Source organism: Arthrobacter sp. P1_B9 (assembly GCF_056406495.1).
On the sequence record NZ_JBFUAA010000013.1, the window covers coordinates 1 to 19,930 of the forward strand.

The following is a 19,930-nucleotide window of genomic DNA, read 5'->3' on the forward strand; positions in this document are numbered from 1 at the left end:
GCTCCGGGTGCACGGGCGGGAGGCGGGATGGGCCGGCCGGCGAGTCCCTGCCGGGGCAGCAGCGTGTCGGCGAGGCAGAGCCGGCGCCTGGCCTCCGCGGCGCTGATCCGCAGCCGTGCCCGCAGGAACTCCACCGTGTTCCGGTACCCGTCATCCAGCACCGATTCCGGCACCGCCGGCTCACCCGTTCCGGGGCTTCCGGCGGGAGCCGAGGACAAGGAGGTGCCGGCGGGAACCGCCCCAACAGACCTGCCGGCGGGAGCCGAGGAACGGGGCCCGCCGGCGGGAGCCGAGGCCAAGGAGGCGCCGGCAGCTTCCGCGGTTCCGGGTGCGCCGGTCTGCCACCCGGCGCCGCTCTCACGCCAGCCGGTGGTCCACCCGGTGACCGCCCCCGTTACAGCCCCCGTGGCCGCGGCTGCGGACTGCTTCCTGGTCCGGTCCACGGCGGCGGCCGCGACGAGCTGCAGATACTCCACCGCGCGGGAGACTTCCTCCACGCTGCCGGCGAAGTCCGACGCGGCCCTGAAGCCCCACGACCCCGCATCCTCCACCGCCGTCGAACCCACCGCCCGCAGCGCGGCCAGGGCGGCGTCCATACCGGATTGCCCGACCGGGGTTGCGCCCCGGTCCGTGCCCTGCGCCTCGTCCCCGCAGGCGGTGAAATCCCTGATGAAATCCCTGACGGCTTCCATGGCTCGAGTCTATTTGAGGGCTCCGACAATTTTAGGAGGGCACCGTGCGTGATCAATCTGAGACCGCGGCGCCACCTGCCCACGGATCGACGGGCGATCAGGCAGGTTTCATGTCGTGCTGTGCAGGACCCGTGGGCGGCCAAACTGCGTGTGAACTCCGGGCGAGAAAAGTACGGATTCGGGTGGCCCGGCCACTTCGATTCCCGCGGCGCGCACGAGTTGGTCCTCAAGGCCGAACAGCTGCGCGCGGTACAGCGGCCATGCACTGTGCGTGTTGGGCACATAGATGGTCCTGCCCCTGAACTGTGAATGCAGACCGAACCGCGCCGTGAGGTGGATCGACAGCGCGTCGGTGGCTGCGACGTCGGGCTCAGGGACGACCGAGAAATCGCTCCGGGTGCCGCCTCGAAAGCGTCGCACGGAATACCCAGCCGACGCCGATCCGGTAAATCCATCGGCACCCACGTAGCTCGCCCGCGACCACACATAAGGTATCCCGGCCGCCCGCGCGGCCAGCACCACCGCCAAGCGTGAAGCATCCAGGCTCCGGAAGACGACACCACGGGTGCCGTCCGGCTCGCGGGAGTAGAGGCGCACGTTGATCTCGTTGAAGCTTCCGAAATAGGGGATGCCGGGACCTCGACCAACTCCGGCACCCTGCATACGAAAGCCGATTAGCCCCACCCAGGCGGATCCGTCGAACACATCCGGCGCGACGCCTGGTGGCATGAACCGCGCCGCCACTGCCTCAGGAATGCGCCAGTGCAGGAAGACGGCATCCAACCACCGCTGGTCCATGATGATTGGCGCCGGAAGCTCGGGTGCAGCCGGCCACGGATCAACGCCCAATCGGATCAGCTCCCTTCGTCGGCAGGGTCTTCGGTCAGCAGTGTACGAGCCGGTCGGCACAATGAGAATTGGACGGCAGCCGGGGTCACTTGGCATCGGCCAGGGTCCGCGGAAGCAGGGTCAGTTCAATGCCCGGGTGCCTTCCGGAAGGGCTCCGCCGGCCAATACTGCCGCCGTCGCATCGGCCAACGCTGTCAGCGCCACGCGCTGGGTCCACGGGCCGTAGGAAATGCGCGCCACGCCAAGTTCCTGCAATTTGGCCGGTGCCAGGGATCCGGGCACATTGATGACCGAGACCTTGTTCCACCCAATGCCTTCCACCAACGCGGTGACAGTCGGCTCGTCCAGCAGGCCCGGCACGAACACCGCGGTCGCACCGACGTCGAGGAAGGCCCGGCCGCGCTCAATGGCGTCCGCAAGCACCGCAGAAGGGTCCCGGTCCTTGCCCTTCAAGAAGGCGTCGGTGCGGGCGTTGAGGACGAAGTCGATGCCCTCGGCCTCGGCGGCGCGGATTACAGCGCTCATCTGTTCAACGGCGTCGGCGAGCGGGCGCATCTGGTCCTCGATGTTGGCTCCGACAGCGCCGACGCCAATCGCCTTGCGAACAGTTTCGCCGGGATTGCCGTAGCCCGCTTCGAGATCAGCACTGACGGGCAGCGACGTGGCGGCGGCAATCACCCCGACGGCGGCGATCATTTCGTCCACCGGAATGTTCTCGCCGTCTTCGTACCCGCGCGACGCAGCGATGGAGTGGCTGGCCGTGGCCAATGCCTTGGTCCCCGGAACGCCGGCAACGACCTTCGCGGTGATCGCGTCCCAGACGTTGACGAGTTGGAGAATTTCCGGTGCGTGGTGGAGACGGAGCAGCTCGGTGGCTTTGGAGGCACGGGAACGCGCGTGGTCTGTCATGCCGCGAGCCTAGCGGGGCACCGTGCCAGCCGGAAGGGTTTCAGCCTGCCGCGGAAGAGTCAGGTGATCCCTCGCGCTGAGTCTGCCAGGGCCAGCGTCCGGTGATTTCCAGCTCGAGCGAGAAGCTCAGGAAGGTCCGGATGAGCACAATTATGGCCAGCACGCCGACGCCCTCGAAGGTCGGCGCGACGGCGACCGAACGGATGATGTCGGCCGCGACGAGCAGCTCGAGCCCGAGGAGGATGGAGCGGCCCAGCAGTTGCCGGTAGGAGCGGTACACGGAGAGCGGTGCGGAGCCCGCCGGCTGGCGTTCCGGCTGGAATCCGCGCAGCGCCAAGGGGATAGAGACGAGGGCGCCGACCACCATGACGGCCACACCGGCGAAGTCCATGAAGCCCCCGACCGACTCGATAATGTGCTGAAAATCCATGGTTCCCCTCAGAGAAGTGGGCTGTGAGATTCAAACTTTAGGGGTGCCGGGCGCCGATACCGGCGAGAACGGCTCGGTAGCCTTCTCGGAAACTGGGGTATTGAAACTCGAAACCTGTGCTGCGGAGCAGCCCGTTGCTGGCCCGCTTATTTCCGCCCCGGGAGGGTTCGCCGCCCGCCGCTTTGCCGCCCGACGCCGATGTGCCGGTGGTGCCGCCCGCCGCCGCCTCGCCGTCCGCCGCACCCGCGGTACCAGTGGACTCCGACGCAGGCCGAGGGAGTCCCAGTTCCGCGGCCAGGAATTCCAGCACGTCGCCGAGTTCGGCCGGTTCATTGTCCACGCCCAGATAGACCGCCGCCGGAACCGTGCCCACGGTGCACAGATGGACGATCGCGGCGGCGGCGTCGTCGCGGTGGATCCGGTTGGTGAAACGCGAAGCAGCAGGAATGACCGCGGTTCCGCCGCGCACCTGGTCGATCAATCGCGTCCGGCCGGGGCCGTAGATTCCGCCGAGCCGCAGCACTACGGGGGTGATGCCGGTGCCGCGCAGGCGGCTGTGGAGGAGTTCCTCTGCTTCGCGGATGATGCGGCCCGAGAACCCGCCGGGTTCCGGCGTAGTGCGTTCATCAATCCAGCCGCCGCCGGCATCTCCGTAGACGGCCGTCGAGGACACAAACAGGACCCTGCGGACGTTTGCCCCGGAGGCGAGGACCGCGTCCAGGACGTTCGACAGCCCGTCCACGTAGGCGGCACGGTACGCCTCCTCGGTCGGGGAATCCGCGGCAATCGCGACGACGACGGCGGTGGTGTCCGCCGGGATGGGCGGCAGCTCAGCGGAGCCCAGGTCGGCGGCGACTCCCTCGATGGCGGCCGGGAGTTTCTGCGGCGAGCGGCGCCACCCCACCACGCGGTGGCCAGCCGCCGCGAAACGCAGCCCGGCCTCGGTGCCAAGATCGCCGCAACCGGCCAGCAGAATAGTCATGAAGCCAGTCTGCCAGCCTTCGGGAAGCGCCACGGACTGGCTTGAGGAAATCTTGAACTGATCTTGTCGCCCGCTGAAGCCTTGCCTTGAACTGCGCCGGGCATCGTTGTAAGGGTCAGCCAGGGGGCTGGCGGATGCTACATACGTCGCCCGGCCAGCCACGGCCGGCCCCACGAAATGGAACTCTGATGGGTCTCAACCTCAATTCCACCTCCAGCAAGGTCCTTGCGTCCGCAGCACTCCTCGCCGCGGCCGCCGGCGTGGCCGGGATGGGTACCTACGGTGGCTTCACGTCCAGCACCTCGGCTTCCGCCGCGGTCAGCTCGGGCACGGTGAAGTTCGACGTCGGAACCGGCGCCAACAACCGCCTCAGTGTTGCCGCTTCGGGCGCGGTTCCCGGTGACAGCGTCCAGCGTGCCGTCACCCTGACCAACAGCGGTGACCAAAACCTGGCCTCCGTCACCCTCACCACCACGGCCGTCGCGCCGTCCTCCAAGCTTGACTCCGACTCGGCCAATGGTCTCCAGTTGAAGGTTGATGGGTGCTCGGTCCCGTGGACAGAGGCTGGCACGTCGCCGTCGTTCACCTACACCTGTTCCGGAAGTACCACCACGGTCCTGTCGACCCGGGCCGTGGTGGGCAGCAATATGGCGCTGACCGGCCTCGCCTCTCTGACGGCCACGAAAACCGATTACCTCCGAGTCACCACCACTGTGCCGGTCACTGCGGACAACACGTTCCAAGGCCTGTCCAGCACCATCAACTTCGTGTTCGACGCCGTCCAGCGCGCCGCCGCCAACAAGTAACTGGTCTCCGGGGGCTCAGTGCGGCCTGGTCTCGGCCGTACTGAGCCCCCGGTTTTACCCGTACCAGCAACACCGGCAGGAGGTACCGTCCCGTGAGCGCAGCAATCACCGCAGATTCGAGGGACTCCACCGACCTCCCCCCAGCAGATGGCACCGTGCAGGACAGTCCAGTCCAGGACCATTCCGTATCCAGCCGTGCACGACGCCGGGCTCAACCGATGCCGCTCGCACGGGGGCGTCTGTTGTCCAAGGCGGTAGGCGCCGCGGGGAGTGCTGTGCTCACGGTCCTCCTCGTCGCCGCTGCCTTAGTATTTCTCTTCCTCGCCGTCGGGCCGCGCTTCCTGAACTACCAGACGTCCACCATGCTCACGGGGAGCATGTCGCCGGGGATCAACCCGGGGGACGTCGTCGTCAGCGTGAAGACGCCGGTCTCCGAGCTGAAGGTCGGCGACGTCATCACCTACAGCATCCCCATTGACGATCACCGGATTGAAACCCACCGGGTGGCGAGCATCAAGCGCGACGATGCCGGCGCGACGTCGGTGACCACCAAGGGCGACGCGAACGCCGGTCCAGACCCTTGGACTGCGGTGTTGTCCGAGGACTACGTCTACACGCAGGCCGGAGTCGTGCCGTATCTGGGCCACGGCATCAGGGCCCTGCGTGAGCCGCTTGCCCAGTCGATCCTCCTCTACGGCGCCTCTGCCCTGTTCGTCGTCGTCGTGCTGACGGCGATCTGGCGGAAGCCGCGCTAACCGGCGGAGGCGTGGTCCTGGATTCCGCGCAAGCCGGCGGGATTGGCCGCTGCTTCCACCGGCGCCATGCGGTAGCCAACGCCGCGCACCGTGCGGATGAACCGCGGTTCGCGGCCATTGTCGCCAAGTTTCTTGCGCAGGTTGCCGACGTGCACCTCCACGAGGTGCTCCTCCCTGGGCCATTCGTTGCCCCAGACCTGGGTCAACAGGGCCTTCCGGGTCCACACACGACGCGGTGCCCCGGCCAGGGCCTCCAGGAGATCAAATTCGGTGCGCGTCAATTCCAGTTCGACACCATGGAGGGACGCCACCCGGCCCTCGGCCTCGACAACCAGCGGCCCGTGCCGGAGGACGCCGTGGGCATCTGAGTGCCGGATGCCGGAACCTGTGGCTGCGGTGGACTCGGGCGACTGCTCCCCGGACGCCGCGGGCGCGGCGGCGCTGGCCTGCAAGGAGACCGGGGGGACGGCGCCGACGTCGCTCGCACGACGGCGGGGAGGCGCCCCAGGGGCACCGGGCGCCCCGGGCGTACCGGACGCTGAGTCCCGGTGCGCTGAGTCCCCGGGAGCGGGCGCTGTGAGAGCGGCCGGCATGAAATCCGTTGCACGGCGCCGCGGCGTGGGGCGTTGCGCGGTGGGCCGGTGCCGCCGCATCACTGCCGTCACCCGGGCCTGAACCGAGCGCGGGCTGAACGGCTTCCGAATGAAATCATCCGCACCGATCTCCAGTCCCATCACCTCGTCGATCTCGTCCGACCGGGCCGTGATCATGACGACGTAGGCATCGGAGAATTTGCGCAGCCGGCGGCAGACCTCCACGCCGTCCAAATCCGGAAGCTCCAGTTCCAGCGTGACAAGGTCCGGGCGGTGTTCCTGGATCTTCAGGAGGCCTTCGGCTCCGGAACCGGCTTCAAAGACGGCGAAGCCCTGCAACTGAAGTGTCCGGCAGATGAGGAGCCGCACGTCGTCGTCGCCCTCTACAACCACAGCACGGAGCTGACCCGGTGAATCCAACATAACCCCAGCTTCTAAGACCAATTGACCCGTGAGTAGCAACCACCCCACGCGTCACGGAGTGTGACACAAGCCACAGGCGTAACAGTGGGATTCAGGCTAACAGGTTTTCTTGAGCAAAAGTTGAAGTTCAACCCGGCGCGGTGTTGAGGCTCGGCTGTCAGAGTTGAGGCAACGATCAACGGCCCGGAGAGAAAGTGCCATCAGTGAACCTCGCCAAGCACTCTGCGGCATCCCCGCAGGTTTCGCCCGCGGGGTTGGCTCACAGGACTGGGCTGCTGGCCGTCGCTCTGGCAGTGGCCTTGGTGCTGGGGGCTCCCGGGATGGCCTACGGGGCGTTCACGGCGCGAACCACTGCCGCCCTGAACGTGGGCACTTATACGGTCCCTGCTCCGGCATCCATCGGCGGCACGCTGGTATGCACCACCGACCAGGGGAAAAAGGGTGCAGCCATCAGTTTCACGGGCTTCGCCGCTGTGAGCCGGGCCACGGGGTATACGGCGACGTTGACGTCTCCGACCGGGCCCCAAGCAGTGAGCGAGATTGCCCCCGAGGACACCACGCATGAGGTTAAGGTTCTCAGCAAAGGCAACGGCAAGGGAACCTACACGTTCACTTTCTCCGCCCGGGTAGGCCCATGGACCGGGCCGGTTCTGCAACAATCTGTCACCTGCTGAACAGCGTGCCGACGGACCGGGTGCCCGCGCCGGACTCCGCCGCCGAACCGCGTGCCCGCGCCGGACTCCGCCATCGCGGCGATCGCAGCGAACGACGCCGGGACCCGCCCGGGGCCGCCCGGCGTCGTTCAGTGCGGCCCTTTGCTACCTCGCCGGGATCGGGAAGAAGGCCCGCGGATCCTGCATCAGGGCAGGGTAATCGAAGGCGGAGCGGTCCACGATCTCGTCGACCTGGAAGTTGCGTGCGAATTGGCCATCAACCGTGATCGGGCGGCCCAGGACCTTGCCGACGGCGAAGGCGGCGCCGTCGTTGACCGGGATGGCAACCACGGAGTTGCCGGGCAGGGTGGTGAACGCCTCCTCCTGCTGCTGGCGCTTGCGGGTGGGCTTCTTGACGAGCTGCTTCGGGGGCAGCTTGCGCACCTTGCTGGGACGGCGCGAGCCTGAGTCGGCGTAAACGAACTGGTAGTCGTCGTCCGCAGGGACCTTGCTGCGGCCAACCGGCGGCAGGCTGACAGTCTTCAGCTGTGCGGGCTCGGTGTCGCCGAGGGGCAGGCGCAGGACCCACATGCGGTCCCCGGCTGGATCCTCGGGCACCAGCTCGTGCTTCGGTTCGGGCCAGATGTACTCCAGGTCCGGGTCCGTGCCGGGGAATACCTCTGTGTAGAACCGCGGATCCTTGGCGATCAACCGGGACCGGTGGCTGAGGTGGAAATCCGCATTGCCAAGCCATGGCGGCATCGGGATCTTGGCGGCGTAGTCGGGGTGGGCCGCCTGCGGGGCGAACTCCATGATTTTCTCGCGCATGGTGTCCTCGCCGCCGCGGGCCGTCCATTCATCCACCATGGCCAGGCCGTACATGGTCAGCGCAGGAACGTACCCCATCCACATCCTGATCGCCGGGTGCGACTGCCAGCCGTACTCCGGGATCACCAGCGCACGCAGGATCTGCAGCGCTTCGACGCGCTGCTTGCCGAGCCGCACACGGTCCAAAACCGCGGCGCTCTGCTGGAAATCAGGGAAGGGGAGGAAAGTCTGCATCTCTCCAGTTTGAGGCCACGGACCAAATGCGCCAATTGCTGGCGCGCGGCGGTGAGGGTGCTCACATGACGGAACAGGGCAGACAGGCGTGCTGGGGAGCCGCTAAAATAACATGAACCACTCCCGCCGCCACGGAAGACACGCCCATGCCTTATCAAGCAGAGCCTTATCAAGCAGAGCCTTATTCAGCAGAACCATCTCTAGCAGAGCCTAAGTCAGCGGAGCCCATTACTGCGCTGCCCTTTACAGCAGAGCCACCAACAGTAAGTGTGGCACCGGCGCCGTTCGTGCCCAGGTACGGACAAATGCTCAGCCCCGACGCCCACGGGATAGTGGTGCTGGAGGAATTCACGCTGGATCCGGTTGCCGCCCGCGACGAGCAGCGCGGATTCCGCGCGGCTATGGCTGGCGTGGCCCTCACCATGCGGCGCCTGGTGGCCCTCCGCCTCTTCATCGCCGCGGTGGCGATCGCCAACCTGCCCCTGTTCCTGCTCTCGAGCGGCTGGGAGATCTACGTCATCTCACTGACCCTGGTGGTAGCCGTCCACGCCGCGGTGTCCTGGCTGAACCGCCACGAGCCCAGGATCAAGCAGCGCCGGATGCTGGAATTGCACCTTCACCGGGAGCGGAGCGCCAACTACCGCAAAGTCCGCGACGCTGTGAAGTACGTTATTGACGCCCCGGCCCGGATGAACGAAAGCCTTTACCTTGAGCTCCTCGCCGCGAAACGGGTAGCGCTGCATCTGGCCATGGGCACGGTGGCCCTGCTGGACACGAGCGACGACGCCGCCTGGAAAGTGCGGATTATCCGCGAAATCCCACAGGCCGCCTGAGCCCGCACGGCTGAGCCAGCACGGCTCACTGAAGCACCACGACGCCGGAGCGTCCCCTTTGCGGGATCGCTCCGGCGTCGTGCTGTGTGTCGTGCTGTACGCCAAGTGCTGTAACCGCCCTATGCGGGCAGCTGCAGCACTTGGCCCGGGAACACCAGATGGGGGTTGCTGATGGTCGCCGTGTTGGCGTCGGCCAGCGCGTGCCAGCCTCCGGCGATGTTGAGCTTCCCGGCGATCGTGCTCAGGGTTTCGCCGCTCCGGATGGTGTAGGTCTGGCCGCTTACGGCTACCGGTGCAACGTGGCGGGGTGCCGGCACGGCTGTCTTAGGGGCGTATCTGGCGGGGGCCTTGGCTGCGACGGGAATCGCGGCGGGCCGCTGTGATGTGGCTGCACTCTGCGGAGCTGCGGCGCCGCCGCGCAGTCCCAGCTTGGCGGCGCAGGCTGGCCACGCGCCCCAGCCTTGGCTGGCCTGCACTTTCTCGGCGACGGCGATCTGTTGCGCACGGCTGGCATTGGCCGGAGATCCCGTGCCGCCATGGGCCGCCCACGTGCTGGCGCTGAATTGCAGCCCGCCCGCGTATCCGTTTCCTGTGTTGGTGGCCCAGTTCCCGCCACTTTCGCATTGGGCCAGCGAGTCCCACGTGGAGGCAGGGGCTGTGGCCGGTACGGCCGCGTTCGCGGCCGAGGCGGACAGGGCCACGCCTGCAATTGAGACGGCCGCAAAAGTGACGCCGCGGCGCGCGGCAGTGCCATAGGTTGATTTCTTCATGGTTTAGATGCTCCTGAGGCCCACCAGCGCTCGGTCCGTCCCCGGACGTTTTTACGCCACTGCCCGCCCCTGACAATAGAGGTCATAGCGGTGTCTACCGGTCGGGCAGTATCTGGTGGTGGTAGCACCGGGCATGCAATACCCGGTTGCCGGGCATGGACACTAGGCTAAGTCAGCCCCGCGCCGTTATCAAGACGTTACTTTCCCTGCTTCTGCCGTTATCATCCGGCCCGCAGTGGCGCCGACGTCCGTGACCCGCGTTGACGCCGGCCCCGACGCCGACGCCCGCGCCCCGCGTGGATCAGCTTCCGAGCATTGCGGCCAGGTACGGAGCCGTCCGGCTCTCCGTGGAGCCCGCGACGGCGGTCGGGGTCCCGATCGCCACGATCTCGCCGCCCGCGTCGCCACCGGCCGGGCCGAGGTCGATCACCCAGTCCGCTGCGGCCACCACATCCATGTCGTGTTCCACCACGATGACGGTGTTGCCGGCGTCCACGAGCCGGTGCAGTTGGGCCATGAGGAGCTGGACATCGGCCGGGTGCAGGCCGGTGGTGGGCTCGTCCAGCAGGTAGAGGGAGTGGCCGCGCTGGGCACGCTGCAGTTCGGTGGCGAGTTTGATGCGCTGGGCCTCGCCGCCGGAGAGCTCGGTGGCCGGCTGGCCGAGGCGGAGATAGCCCAGGCCCACCTCGCGCAGTGTTTGCAGGCTGCGCGCCGCTGCCGGTACCCCTTCGAGGAACTCTGCGGCGGCATTGACCGTCAGGCCCAGCACCTCCGCCACGTTTTTGCCCTTGTACGTCACTTCAAGGGTTTCCGGGTTATAGCGCGTGCCATGGCACTCGGGGCAGGGGCCGTAGCTGCCGGGCAGGAACAGCAGTTCGACGGCGACGAAGCCCTCGCCCTGGCAGGTCTCGCAGCGGCCGCCGGCAACGTTGAAGGAGAAGCGGCCGGCACCAAAGCCCCTCGCCCTGGCCTCGTCCGTGGCCGCGAACTCCTTGCGGACCGCATCGAAGAGGCCGGTGTAAGTGGCGAGGTTGGAGCGCGGAGTGCGGCCGATCGGTTTCTGGTCCACCTTGACGAGCCGGTCCAGCTGGTCGAGGCCTGAGACCGGTCCGACACTGAGCGGCCCGGTGGACTCACCGGCGTCGGCCTCCAGGTCCTCGGGGGCCTTGGCAGCGTCTGGCTCCGGGTGCAGCCTGGCGCCGACCACCTCGGCCAGGACCTGGCTGACCAGCGTGGACTTGCCGGAGCCGGAGACGCCCGTGACCGCGGTCAGCACGCCGAGCGGGAAGTCGGCGTCGAGTTCGCGCAGGTTGTGGCGGCTGATGTCGCGCAGTTCCAGCCAGCCGGCCGCCTCCCGCCGGGTACCGCTGGCGGGGGACCCGCCGCCGTCGTCCGCGCTGTGGCGGACGCCGCCGTCGTCCGAACCAGCCGAACCGTCCGGGAACAGGAACGGCCGGGTCACGGACGCGTCTACCTCGGCGAGACCGGCCACGGGGCCGCTGTAGAGCACCTCGCCACCGCCTTCACCGGCGCGGGGACCGACATCCACCAGCCAGTCGGCGCGGCGGACGATGTCCATGTTGTGTTCCACCACGAACACCGAGTTGCCGGAGGACTTGAGCTGGTCCAGGACTGCGAGGAGGGGCTCGGCGTCGGCGGGGTGCAGTCCGGCGGAGGGCTCGTCCAGCACGTAGATCACGCCGAACAGCCCGGAGCGGAGCTGGGTGGCGATCCGGAGCCGTTGCATTTCGCCGGGGGAGAGCGTGGGCGTGGACCGGCCCAGCGCCAGGTAGCCCAGGCCGAGGTCCAGCAGCACGGTGACGCGCTGCAGGAGGTCGCGGGTGATGGCGACGGCCACCTCGTTGCCCTCGCCGGATGACTGCTTCCGGGAGGCGGTGCCGGCCTCAGTGAGTTCGGTGGTGGGGCGGATGATGTCCGCCAGTTCGGTCATGGGGACGGCGTTGAGCTCGGCGATGGTGTGCCCGGCGAAGGTGACGGCGAGCGCGGCCGGGGTCAGGCCGCTGCCGCTGCAGACCGGGCACGGGCCGGTTTCCATGAAGCGCAGCACCTTCTCGCGCATTGTGGTGCTCTTGGAATCGGCGAGCGTATGCAGCACATAGCTCCTGGCGCTCCAGAACCGGCCCTTGTACGGCTTGGCCACGCGGTCGCGCTGGGGCGTCACCTCCACCACGGGTTGTTCCTCGGTGAACAGGATCCAGTCGCGGTCCTTTTTGGGCAGCTTCCGCCAGGGGGTGTCGACGTCGTGGCCCAGGTGGGTGAGGATGTCGCGCAGGTTCTTGCCCTGCCAGGCCCCGGGCCAGGCGGCGATGGCGCCGTCGCGGATGCTCAGCGAAGTGTCCGGGACCAGGGAGGGCTCGGTGACGGTGTGCGCGATCCCCAGGCCGTGGCACTCCGGGCACGCGCCGGCGGCCGTGTTCGGCGAAAAAGCGTCCGAGTCCAGCGGGCCGGCGCCGTCCGGATAGCTGCCGGCGCGGGAGAAGAGCATGCGCAAAGAGTTGGACAGCGTGGTGAGGGTGCCCACCGTGGAGCGCGAACTCGGCGTCCCGCGGCGCTGCTGGAGCGCGACGGCGGGCGGCAGCCCGGTGATCATTTCCACCTTGGGGTTGTGGCCCTGCTGGATGAGCCGGCGGGCGTAGGGGGCCACGGATTCGAAGTAGCGGCGCTGCGCCTCGGCATAGATGGTGCCGAACGCGAGGGAGGACTTGCCCGAGCCGGAGACGCCGGTGAAGGCGACAATTGCGTCGCGGGGCACGTCCACGTCCACGTTGCGCAGGTTGTTCTCACGGGCGCCGCGCACCCGGACAAAACCGTCCGTCGGATTGCCTGGAGCGAGATCAGGAATGAGGTCCCGGCCGGCCGGGCGCGGCAAATGGGAAGCATGCTGTTTACTTTGCATTGGTTCGACTCTATCCGCTCCGGGGAGCGCCGGGCATATCCTTACCGGATGGAAACACACGACGGCGATGCCCAGTTGACAGCGGAACAGCCGGAAGAACCGGAGACGGGCGAACCGCTCCCGCTCCCGGTCGCCGAGCTGCACCTGCATATCGAGGGAACGCTGGAACCGGAGCTGATCTTCGCGCTGGCGGAACGCAACGGGATCGCACTGCCCTATGCGGACCTGGACGAGTTGCGTTCGCGCTACGAATTCACTGACCTGCAGTCCTTTTTGGACCTGTACTACGCCAACATGGCCGTGCTGCAGACGGAGCAGGACTTCGCCGACATGACCCGCGCCTACCTGGCCCGGGCGGCGCTCGCCGGGGTCCGGCACGCCGAGATCATGCTGGACCCGCAGGCCCACCTGTCCCGCGGGATACCGCTGGCGACGTGCGTCAACGGCGTGGCCTCGGTGCTGGCCGGATCCCGCGAAGAGTTCGGCATCTCCACCCTCCTGATCGCGGCCTTCCTGCGCGACCTCACCGAGGACTCCGCCCTCGAGGTGCTGGAGCAGCTGCTCGCCATGGGCGCCCCGATCGCCGGCATCGGGCTCGATTCCGCCGAGGTGGGCAACCCGCCGGCCAAATTCGAGCGGCTCTTCGCCCGGGCCAAGGACGCCGGGCTGCACCGGATCGCGCACGCCGGCGAGGAGGGCCCGCCGTCGTACATCATCGACGCGCTGGACCTCCTCGACGTGGAGCGGATCGATCACGGCATCCGCTGCATGGAGGACCCGGAGCTCGTGGAACGGCTGGTGGACGAGCTCATGCCGCTGACCGTGTGCCCGCTGTCCAACGTCAGGCTCCGCGCGGTGGACACCCTGACCGGGCACCCGCTGCCGGCGATGCTCGCGGCGGGGCTGAATGTCTGCGTGAACTCGGACGACCCGGCGTATTTCGGCGGGTACGTGGACGACAACTTCGCGCAGCTGAAATCGGTGATCGGCCTGTCCGAGTTCGACTGCGTCCGGATGGCCGCGAACTCGATCCGGTCCTCCTTCGCGAGCGAGGAACGCAAGGCCGAGCTGCTGGCCGAGCTCGCCGCGTCCGGACACTAACCACCCAAGCAACGCGGGGTCACTACGCGCCCATCCGGAGGCCCCGGACGGGCGCGTAGTGACCCCGCGTTGGCTGTCGAACGGCCGGTTTAGACGTCGATCGAGTCCATGTGCGGGTAGCGCGCTCCGGCTGCCACCCCGGCGGGAGCCAGTTCGTCCAGGCGGGCCAGGTCCTCGGCGGAGAGTTCGACGTCGGCGGCGCCCAGGTTTTCCCGCAGCCGGTTGACCTTCTTGGTGCCGGGGATGGGAACGATGTGCTCGCCCTGGGCCAGCAGCCAGGCCAGTGCCAGTTGCCCCGGGGTGCAGCCCTTCGCGTCCGCCAACTCCTTGACCCGGTCCACGAGTTGCAGGTTGCGGTCAAAGTTCTCGCCCTGGAAGCGCGGGGAGTGCCGGCGGAAATCGTCTGCGGCAAAGTCCTCGGGGCTGCGGAACTGGCCGGTCAGGAATCCACGGCCCAGCGGGCTGTAGGGCACAAAGCCAATGCCGAGCTCGGCGAGGACCGGGAAGACCTTGGTCTCCGGCTCGCGCTCCCACAGCGAGTATTCGGTCTGCAGGGCGGTGATGGGGTGCACCGCGTGGGCCCGGCGCACGGTGTCGGCGCTGGCCTCGGACAGGCCAAGGTGCCGGACCTTGCCGGCCTGGACCAGCTCCGCCATGGCCCCGACGGTTTCCTCGATCGGGACGGTCTTGTCCACCCGGTGCTGGTAGTACAGGTCGATGTGGTCCACGCCCAGCCGCTGCAGGCTGGCATCGCAAGCGGCGCGCACGTAGTCGGGGGAGCCGTTGATGCCCACCCAGGATCCGTCGGGCCGCCGTTCGTTGCCGAATTTGGTGGCCAGGACGACGTCGTCGCGCCGCCCTGCGATGGCCCGGCCCACAAGCTCCTCATTGGTGAACGGGCCGTACATGTCCGCGGTGTCGAGCAGGCTTCCGCCGGCGTCGAGAAACGCCTGGATGGTGGCGACGGACTCGTTATCCTCGCCGTGGCCGTAGAACTCGCTCATGCCCATGCAGCCCAACCCCAGGGCCGAGACGGTGAGTGTACCGAGCGTGCGGGTTTCCATAGATATCTCCTCAACGGGAACGGTTGGACGCCCTGTCCGGCACCTGATCCGGCGCATGTTCAGCGGCGGGACGGCGCGCGGTGGGCAGACCGCAACTCTAGGCCCATCGGGCCGGGGACACAACGGGAGGTCTGCTTTGGCTCGGTGCTCCCTGGCTCGCGTAATGCCGGTCCGGCCCGGGAGTGAAAACGGCGTATGCCATCGGACCCAGCCAGAACGGCTGCAGACCTCCAGACCCGCGGATCGTCAGTATGAGCATGCGAGGGCGATCGCCCAGGCAATGGCTGGGGGCCGCTTGATCCCTACGACGCCGGGGCGGCTGCCATCTTCGCCCGGACCTCGTCCATGTCCAGGTCCTTGATGGCGGTGATGAGCTGTTCCAGCCCGGCCGCGTTCATTGCCCCGGGCTGCGAGAAGACGAGGATCCCGTCCCTAAAGGCCATCAGGGTGGGGATGGAGGTGATGCGGGCGGCGGCGGAGAGGCCGGGCTCGGCCTCCGTGTCCACCTTCGCGAAGACGACGTCCGTGTGGTTGTCGGACGCCTTGCTGAACGTGGGGGCGAACATCCGGCACGGGCCGCACCAGGCTGCCCAAAAGTCCACCAGCACGATGCCGTTGCCGGTGATGGTGTCGTTGAAGGTTTTCTCGGAAATGTCGATGGTTGCCATGGCAAAATATTATACCCCCGGGGGTATATCAGCAAGCGTGGCGCCGGGTTTGCATTTATACCCCAGGGGGTATCATGATGGAGAGGGAAAGATGCCCGCCTTGGAGGATATCCGCACACTTTTCCTGCGCCTGACCTACGCCGGCGCGGGTCTTTCCCGGGCAACCCCTGGTCCCGTATTTTGCCGCTCAACATTTTTCCGCTCAACAGGCCAGTCCTACCGAAAGGTCCAGCACATGGAAATCACCCCGCAGCAGCTCGCGGAACAGCTCAAGACCGGCAGCGATGCCCAGATCGTGGATGTGCGCGAACCCGCTGAAATCGCCGAAGGCATGATCCCCGGTGCCACGCACATTGCCCTGGGCGAACTGGCCGGCCGCCTCAGCGACCTGGACAAGTCCCGTCCGGTCATCGCCGTGTGCCGCAGCGGACGCCGCAGTGCGGCAGCGGCTGACCAGCTGGCGGCCGCAGGCTACACGGCTTACACCGTGCCCGGCGGAATGCTTGATTGGACTGCCGCGGGATTCCCGACCGCCTGACCCCACCAGACTGCCCGGGCGGCACGCCCCCAAGCGCCGCCCGGGCTTCCATTTGCCCGGACCGTGTCCCTGACGTGGCGAACCGGGCGGTGGAGGGCGGCTTTGCGTATTAGCGGGCCGCCACAAGAAATGCTCCAAGAAATACCGAAAGAGATCATGAATTCCTTGAATACGACCACCCCTGTTCTTAGCGCTCCCAAGTCAATCGATGCCTCGACCCTGAAGGCCTGGGAAGATAACCACGACGATCTCATGGTCATTGATGTGCGCAGCGGCGCAGAGTTCGATGCCATGCACATCAATGGCTCGTACCATGTGCCGCTGTCCATGCTCAGCGAACACGCGGAAGAATTCGCGGCAAAAATGGGTACCCGCGTGGTCCTCGTCTGCCAATCCGGTAACCGGGCCGAGCAGGCCCGCAAGCACCTGGACGCCGTAGGCCTGGCCAGTGCCAGCGTTCTGTCTGGCGGGGTCCCCGCCTACGCGGCCGCCGGCGGGAACGTCGTCCGCGGCCGTGGCACTTGGGCCCTGGAACGCCAGGTCCGGATGACCGCCGGCTCCCTTGTCCTTGCCGGCATGCTCGGCAGCAAGTTCATCTCGCCCAAACTAGGCCTAATTGCCGGCGGCATCGGTGCTGGCCTGACGTTCTCCGCAGCCACTAACAGCTGTGCCATGGGTCAGGTGCTCTCCAAGATGCCGTGGAACCGCTCCGCGAACGAGCCCACCGCGCACCAGGCCCTAAAGAGCCTGGACGCGAAGGCGTGATCATTTCCGCGGCGGCGTTCGGGCTGATCGTCGGTGGCCTGCTGGGCCTGGTCGGAGGCGGCGGATCCATCCTCGCCGTGCCCGCCCTGGTCTATGGCGTGGGGCTGCCGCTTGCGGCGGCGATCCCGACGTCGCTGGTCGTCGTCGGCGCATCCTCCGCCGTCGCGGTGCTGCCCCGGCTGCGGAATGGGGTGAACTGGAGACTGGCGCTGATCATCGGCGCCGCAGGCACCGTGACGGCCTACCTCGGCGCGATGGTCAACAGGTTGCTGGACCCGAAGGTCCTGCTGCTGGCTTTTGCCGCGATCATGGTCTTCGCCGGCATCCGGATGCTGATGCCGTCGACATCCGTCGGCGGCGCCTGCGCGCTGCCCGGCGGCGGCGTCAACTGGCGCAGCTGCCTGCCCAAGGCGATCGCCACCGGCGCCGTCGTCGGGTTCCTGACCGGTCTACTCGGCGTCGGGGGCGGCTTCCTGATCGTCCCGGCACTCACCCTGGCTCTCGGACTCCCGATGGCGCTGACTGTTGGAACTTCCCTCGTGATCATCGTGATCAACTCGGCCGCCGGCTTCGCCGCCCACCTGGGTGATCTGCAGATCGACTGGGCCGTCACGGCGGCCTTCGCCGTCACCGCGATGGCCGCCTCACTCGCGGCAGGGCGGATCGGCACCGGCATCCCGGACAGGGTCCTCAAGCGTGGCTTTGGAATCCTGGTGCTGGTGATCGCCGCCTACGTCGCTGTGCAGGCGCTCCTGTCCTGAGGGGCGCCAGGGAACGTGAAAAAAGCGCCGGAGGACATGTCCTCCGGCGCTTTCCCTTCCTCAACGCCTGTGCTTGGGCGCCGGCAGGGTCCACCTACCGCCCGAACAGCTTCGCGAAGAAGCCCTTGCCGGTCGACTTTTCCTGCTCGTGCCCTCGGCAACGCTGGGAGCTCGGAACCCCGCGCATGACCTGGTCGACGTGCTGGCCGCAGCCTGCCCATGTGGTCTTCTGGCATTTCTTACATGTCACCGCACGGCACATCTGGTTGCTCCCTTGCATAAGTGGATAGTCTCATCAGTATACCCCCTGGGGTATTTATGCGGGTGAAGACTTCACCGCGAGATAGAGCGGCAGCCCCGCGTGCCGGCGCCAAGGCAGCCTTCGAGGGAGTGTTTTGAGGCCGCCAACGGTCTGGGCGCAGCATCGCCACCGCGTCCGGCTCCAGCCGAGTTGTCCCCTTGATTCCACTGCGCAGCGGGAGGATCGTGGGCCGTGCGGCACGACGTTGTGCCAGGCAGACGCGTATCGGGAGGCTCGATGGCGGCAGAGGCGGTCTTCCGGGTTGTTGTTGGGGTCGACGGGTCGGACTCGTCACTGGCAGCTCTGGAATGGGCCCTTCAGGAAGCCCGGCTGAGAGCCGGGCAGGTTCACGTTGTCACAGCATGGCACTACCCCCTCCTCGGGGACGCCGCTGGCAAGGCTGAGGACCATGAAGCCTTCGGCGACAACGCCCGGAATGTGCACGCAGATGCGCTGCGGCGGGCATCCGGGTCCGGTGTTGCGGTCACCGGTGAAGTGAAGGAGGGGCATACCGCGGAGGTGCTCCTGAAGGCTGCGGCCGGGGCCGATCTCCTGGTGGTCGGATCGCGTGGCCATGGCGGCTTCGCCGAAATGCGACTGGGGTCGGTATCGAGCCATGCGGTGCACCATGCCCGTTGTCCTGTGCTGGTGGTCCGTACCGGTGCCAGGGCGGCTCCTTAGATTGCAGGTTTGTGGTCGGTGCCGCGCATCCGGACGGCCACGAGGATTCCCGACAACGCGGTGAGGGCCGCGACGACGGCGACGGCAGCGGGGATGCCGTAGGCGTCCGCGAGAATGCCGGAGAGCAGGGCGCCGACGGCGAAGCCGCCGTCGCGCCAGAGCCGGTAGATTCCCACTGAGCGTGCGCGCCACTGCGGGTGAGCGACGTCGCCGATGGCGGCGAGCAGGGTGGGGTAGACCATGGCTGTTCCGAGACCGAGGAATGCGGCGGCGGCGAACCAGATCCCGAAGCCGGTGCCGAAGGCAACGATGCCGAGCGCTACGGCCTGGACTAGCATGCCCCCGACGATCAGCCATTTACGGCCGTATTTGTCCGACATGGCTCCGGTGACGAGCTGCGCGGCGCCCCAGACGGCAGGGTAGACGGCGGCCAGGATGCCGATCTTCTCGATGCTCAGCCCGGCGGCGGCAAAAAGGAGCGGAAACAGGCCCCAGGCGAGGCCGTCGTTGAGGTTGTTGACCATGCCGGCCTGGCTGACCGAGGACAAGGACTTGTCCCGGAAGCTGGTGAGGGTAAAGATCTCCCGGTTGCTTAGTTCCCCGTGGGCGGCCGCGTGGGCGGCCGTGTGGTTGACGGCCTCCACTCTGGCGTAGCCCTGGGTTTCCTTCACGGCCAGAACGGACAGGCCCAGTCCCAGGGCGATGTAGGCGGCGCCGAGCAGGAACGGCCCAGGGCGGAGCCCGTAGTTGGTGGCGATGTAGCCGGTGGCCAGGGCGGTCCCGGCGACGCCGAGGTAGCCGGCAGCCTCGTTCAGGCCCATCGCCAGGCCGCGCCGGGAGGGTCCGACGAGGTCCATCTTCATGACCACAGTGGTGGACCAGGTGAGGCCCTGGCTGATGCCGAGGATCACGTTGGCGGCAACGATCCAACCCCAGGAGGTTCCGAAGATCAGCAGTAGCGGCACGGGGATGGCGATGAGCCAGCCGGTCACAAGGACGGGTTTTCGGCCGTAACGGTCCGAGAGCGTGCCGGCGAAGTAATTGGTGCCGGCCTTGGCGAGTCCGAAGGCCACGATATAGGTCAGGGCGGACGTGTAGAGGTCAAGGTGGAAGACCTGGTCCGCCAGCAGCGGCAGCACGGTGCGTTCCTGGCCGAGGGTGCCGCCGACTAGGGCATTGACGGCGACCAGGAGTATGAACTGGGCCAGGTTCTGACGCAGGCCCAGGGTGATGCCGGTGCGCTGTGGGCGTTCCCGCCGGACTGCGCGGCCTTGCGGTGACGGGGTGTTGCCGGGCGTCATCTCTGAACTCCAGTTGTCCGGGACATGCGTCGACGGCGGCCGGGTGTCCCGGCCGCCGCCAACGCTGTCAATTAAT

Annotated in this window: 20 protein-coding genes and 1 pseudogene; 9 read left to right on the forward strand and 12 right to left on the reverse strand. The window is 67.5% G+C overall.

Features of this window, described 5'->3' with window-relative positions; all coding sequences use genetic code 11:
• From AC1D1A_RS16400 to AC1D1A_RS16420, 5 genes and pseudogenes are all read right to left on the reverse strand, one after another.
• Positions 1-692: pseudogene (locus tag AC1D1A_RS16400) on the reverse strand (hypothetical protein); the annotation flags it as partial.
• Positions 693-800: 108 nt separating this feature from the next.
• The gene (locus tag AC1D1A_RS16405) at positions 801-1,490 is read right to left on the reverse strand and encodes a YqjF family protein (protein ID WP_476948269.1); all 690 of its coding nucleotides are present in this window, start codon (positions 1,488-1,490) and stop codon (positions 801-803) included.
• A gap of 171 nt (positions 1,491-1,661) precedes the next feature.
• Entirely contained in the window at positions 1,662-2,450 is a 789-nt protein-coding gene (locus tag AC1D1A_RS16410) for an isocitrate lyase/PEP mutase family protein (protein ID WP_476948186.1), read from the reverse strand.
• 40 nt (positions 2,451-2,490) lie between these two features.
• A complete protein-coding gene (locus AC1D1A_RS16415; protein WP_476851652.1) occupies positions 2,491-2,880 on the reverse strand; it encodes a DUF1622 domain-containing protein in 390 nt (129 codons plus the stop codon).
• Positions 2,881-2,917: 37 nt separating this feature from the next.
• Positions 2,918-3,862, reverse strand: coding sequence for an SDR family oxidoreductase (locus tag AC1D1A_RS16420; RefSeq protein ID WP_476948187.1), 945 nt, complete (start codon positions 3,860-3,862; stop codon positions 2,918-2,920).
• A gap of 188 nt (positions 3,863-4,050) precedes the next feature.
• Between AC1D1A_RS16420 and AC1D1A_RS16425 the strand changes: the two genes are divergently transcribed.
• Together AC1D1A_RS16425 and AC1D1A_RS16430 are read left to right on the forward strand one after the other, a co-directional pair.
• Complete coding sequence (locus AC1D1A_RS16425; protein WP_476948188.1) at positions 4,051-4,668, forward strand: TasA family protein; 618 nt, start codon at positions 4,051-4,053, stop codon at positions 4,666-4,668.
• A 275-nt stretch (positions 4,669-4,943) separates the two neighbouring features.
• Positions 4,944-5,423: a signal peptidase I gene (locus AC1D1A_RS16430; protein WP_476948189.1), complete on the forward strand. Its 480-nt coding sequence runs from the start codon at positions 4,944-4,946 to the stop codon at positions 5,421-5,423.
• Here AC1D1A_RS16430 and AC1D1A_RS16435 read toward each other — a convergent pair.
• Positions 5,420-6,439, reverse strand: coding sequence for a response regulator transcription factor (locus AC1D1A_RS16435; protein ID WP_476948190.1), 1,020 nt, complete (start codon positions 6,437-6,439; stop codon positions 5,420-5,422). The two genes, AC1D1A_RS16430 and AC1D1A_RS16435, sit on opposite strands and share 4 nt — an antisense overlap.
• Positions 6,440-6,633: 194 nt before the next feature.
• Here AC1D1A_RS16435 and AC1D1A_RS16440 point away from each other — a divergent pair, with 194 nt between their 5' ends.
• A complete protein-coding gene (locus AC1D1A_RS16440) occupies positions 6,634-7,113 on the forward strand; it encodes a hypothetical protein (RefSeq protein WP_476948191.1) in 480 nt (159 codons plus the stop codon).
• Between the two features lie 144 nt (positions 7,114-7,257).
• Here the strand turns inward: AC1D1A_RS16440 and AC1D1A_RS16445 are convergent, their stop codons facing one another.
• Positions 7,258-8,154 carry an MSMEG_6728 family protein gene (locus AC1D1A_RS16445; RefSeq protein ID WP_476857480.1) on the reverse strand — a complete coding sequence of 299 codons (897 nt, stop codon included), beginning with the start codon at positions 8,152-8,154 and terminating at the stop codon, positions 7,258-7,260.
• A gap of 305 nt (positions 8,155-8,459) precedes the next feature.
• On the opposite strand from AC1D1A_RS16445, the gene AC1D1A_RS16450 reads away from it, so the two are divergent.
• Positions 8,460-8,987, forward strand: a complete 528-nt coding sequence (locus AC1D1A_RS16450) for a hypothetical protein (protein ID WP_084476203.1) — start codon at positions 8,460-8,462, stop codon at positions 8,985-8,987.
• Positions 8,988-9,106: 119 nt separating this feature from the next.
• Here AC1D1A_RS16450 and AC1D1A_RS16455 read toward each other — a convergent pair whose 3' ends face one another.
• Complete coding sequence (locus tag AC1D1A_RS16455) at positions 9,107-9,757, reverse strand: transglycosylase family protein (RefSeq protein ID WP_476948192.1); 651 nt, start codon at positions 9,755-9,757, stop codon at positions 9,107-9,109.
• 301 nt (positions 9,758-10,058) lie between these two features.
• Complete coding sequence (locus tag AC1D1A_RS16460) at positions 10,059-12,674, reverse strand: excinuclease ABC subunit UvrA (RefSeq protein WP_476948193.1); 2,616 nt, start codon at positions 12,672-12,674, stop codon at positions 10,059-10,061.
• Positions 12,675-12,722: 48 nt separating this feature from the next.
• Between AC1D1A_RS16460 and AC1D1A_RS16465 the strand changes: the two genes are divergently transcribed.
• On the forward strand, positions 12,723-13,775 hold the full coding sequence (locus AC1D1A_RS16465; RefSeq protein WP_476948194.1) for an adenosine deaminase: 1,053 nt from the start codon (positions 12,723-12,725) through the stop codon (positions 13,773-13,775).
• Positions 13,776-13,864: 89 nt separating this feature from the next.
• Here the strand turns inward: AC1D1A_RS16465 and AC1D1A_RS16470 are convergent, their stop codons facing one another.
• Together AC1D1A_RS16470 and trxA are read right to left on the reverse strand one after the other, a co-directional pair.
• The gene (locus AC1D1A_RS16470; protein ID WP_476948195.1) at positions 13,865-14,839 is read right to left on the reverse strand and encodes an aldo/keto reductase; all 975 of its coding nucleotides are present in this window, start codon (positions 14,837-14,839) and stop codon (positions 13,865-13,867) included.
• A 302-nt stretch (positions 14,840-15,141) separates the two neighbouring features.
• Positions 15,142-15,507 (reverse strand): thioredoxin, encoded by a 366-nt coding sequence (gene trxA / locus AC1D1A_RS16475; protein ID WP_230007315.1) that lies wholly within the window; start codon positions 15,505-15,507, stop codon positions 15,142-15,144.
• Between the two features lie 235 nt (positions 15,508-15,742).
• Here trxA and AC1D1A_RS16480 point away from each other — a divergent pair, with 235 nt between their 5' ends.
• From AC1D1A_RS16480 to AC1D1A_RS16495, 4 genes are all read left to right on the forward strand, one after another.
• Positions 15,743-16,045, forward strand: coding sequence for a rhodanese-like domain-containing protein (locus AC1D1A_RS16480; RefSeq protein WP_476851646.1), 303 nt, complete (start codon positions 15,743-15,745; stop codon positions 16,043-16,045).
• 156 nt (positions 16,046-16,201) lie between these two features.
• Positions 16,202-16,810: a rhodanese-like domain-containing protein gene (locus AC1D1A_RS16485; RefSeq protein ID WP_476948196.1), complete on the forward strand. Its 609-nt coding sequence runs from the start codon at positions 16,202-16,204 to the stop codon at positions 16,808-16,810.
• The gene (locus tag AC1D1A_RS16490) at positions 16,807-17,571 is read left to right on the forward strand and encodes a sulfite exporter TauE/SafE family protein (RefSeq protein WP_476851644.1); all 765 of its coding nucleotides are present in this window, start codon (positions 16,807-16,809) and stop codon (positions 17,569-17,571) included. Before AC1D1A_RS16485 ends, AC1D1A_RS16490 begins: the two co-directional genes overlap by 4 nt.
• Before the next feature lie 538 nt (positions 17,572-18,109).
• Positions 18,110-18,553 (forward strand): universal stress protein, encoded by a 444-nt coding sequence (locus AC1D1A_RS16495; protein WP_476948197.1) that lies wholly within the window; start codon positions 18,110-18,112, stop codon positions 18,551-18,553.
• Here AC1D1A_RS16495 and AC1D1A_RS16500 read toward each other — a convergent pair.
• Positions 18,550-19,854 (reverse strand): MFS transporter, encoded by a 1,305-nt coding sequence (locus AC1D1A_RS16500; RefSeq protein WP_476948198.1) that lies wholly within the window; start codon positions 19,852-19,854, stop codon positions 18,550-18,552. The genes AC1D1A_RS16495 and AC1D1A_RS16500 overlap by 4 nt on opposite strands.
• Between the last annotated feature and the right edge of the window lie 76 nt (positions 19,855-19,930).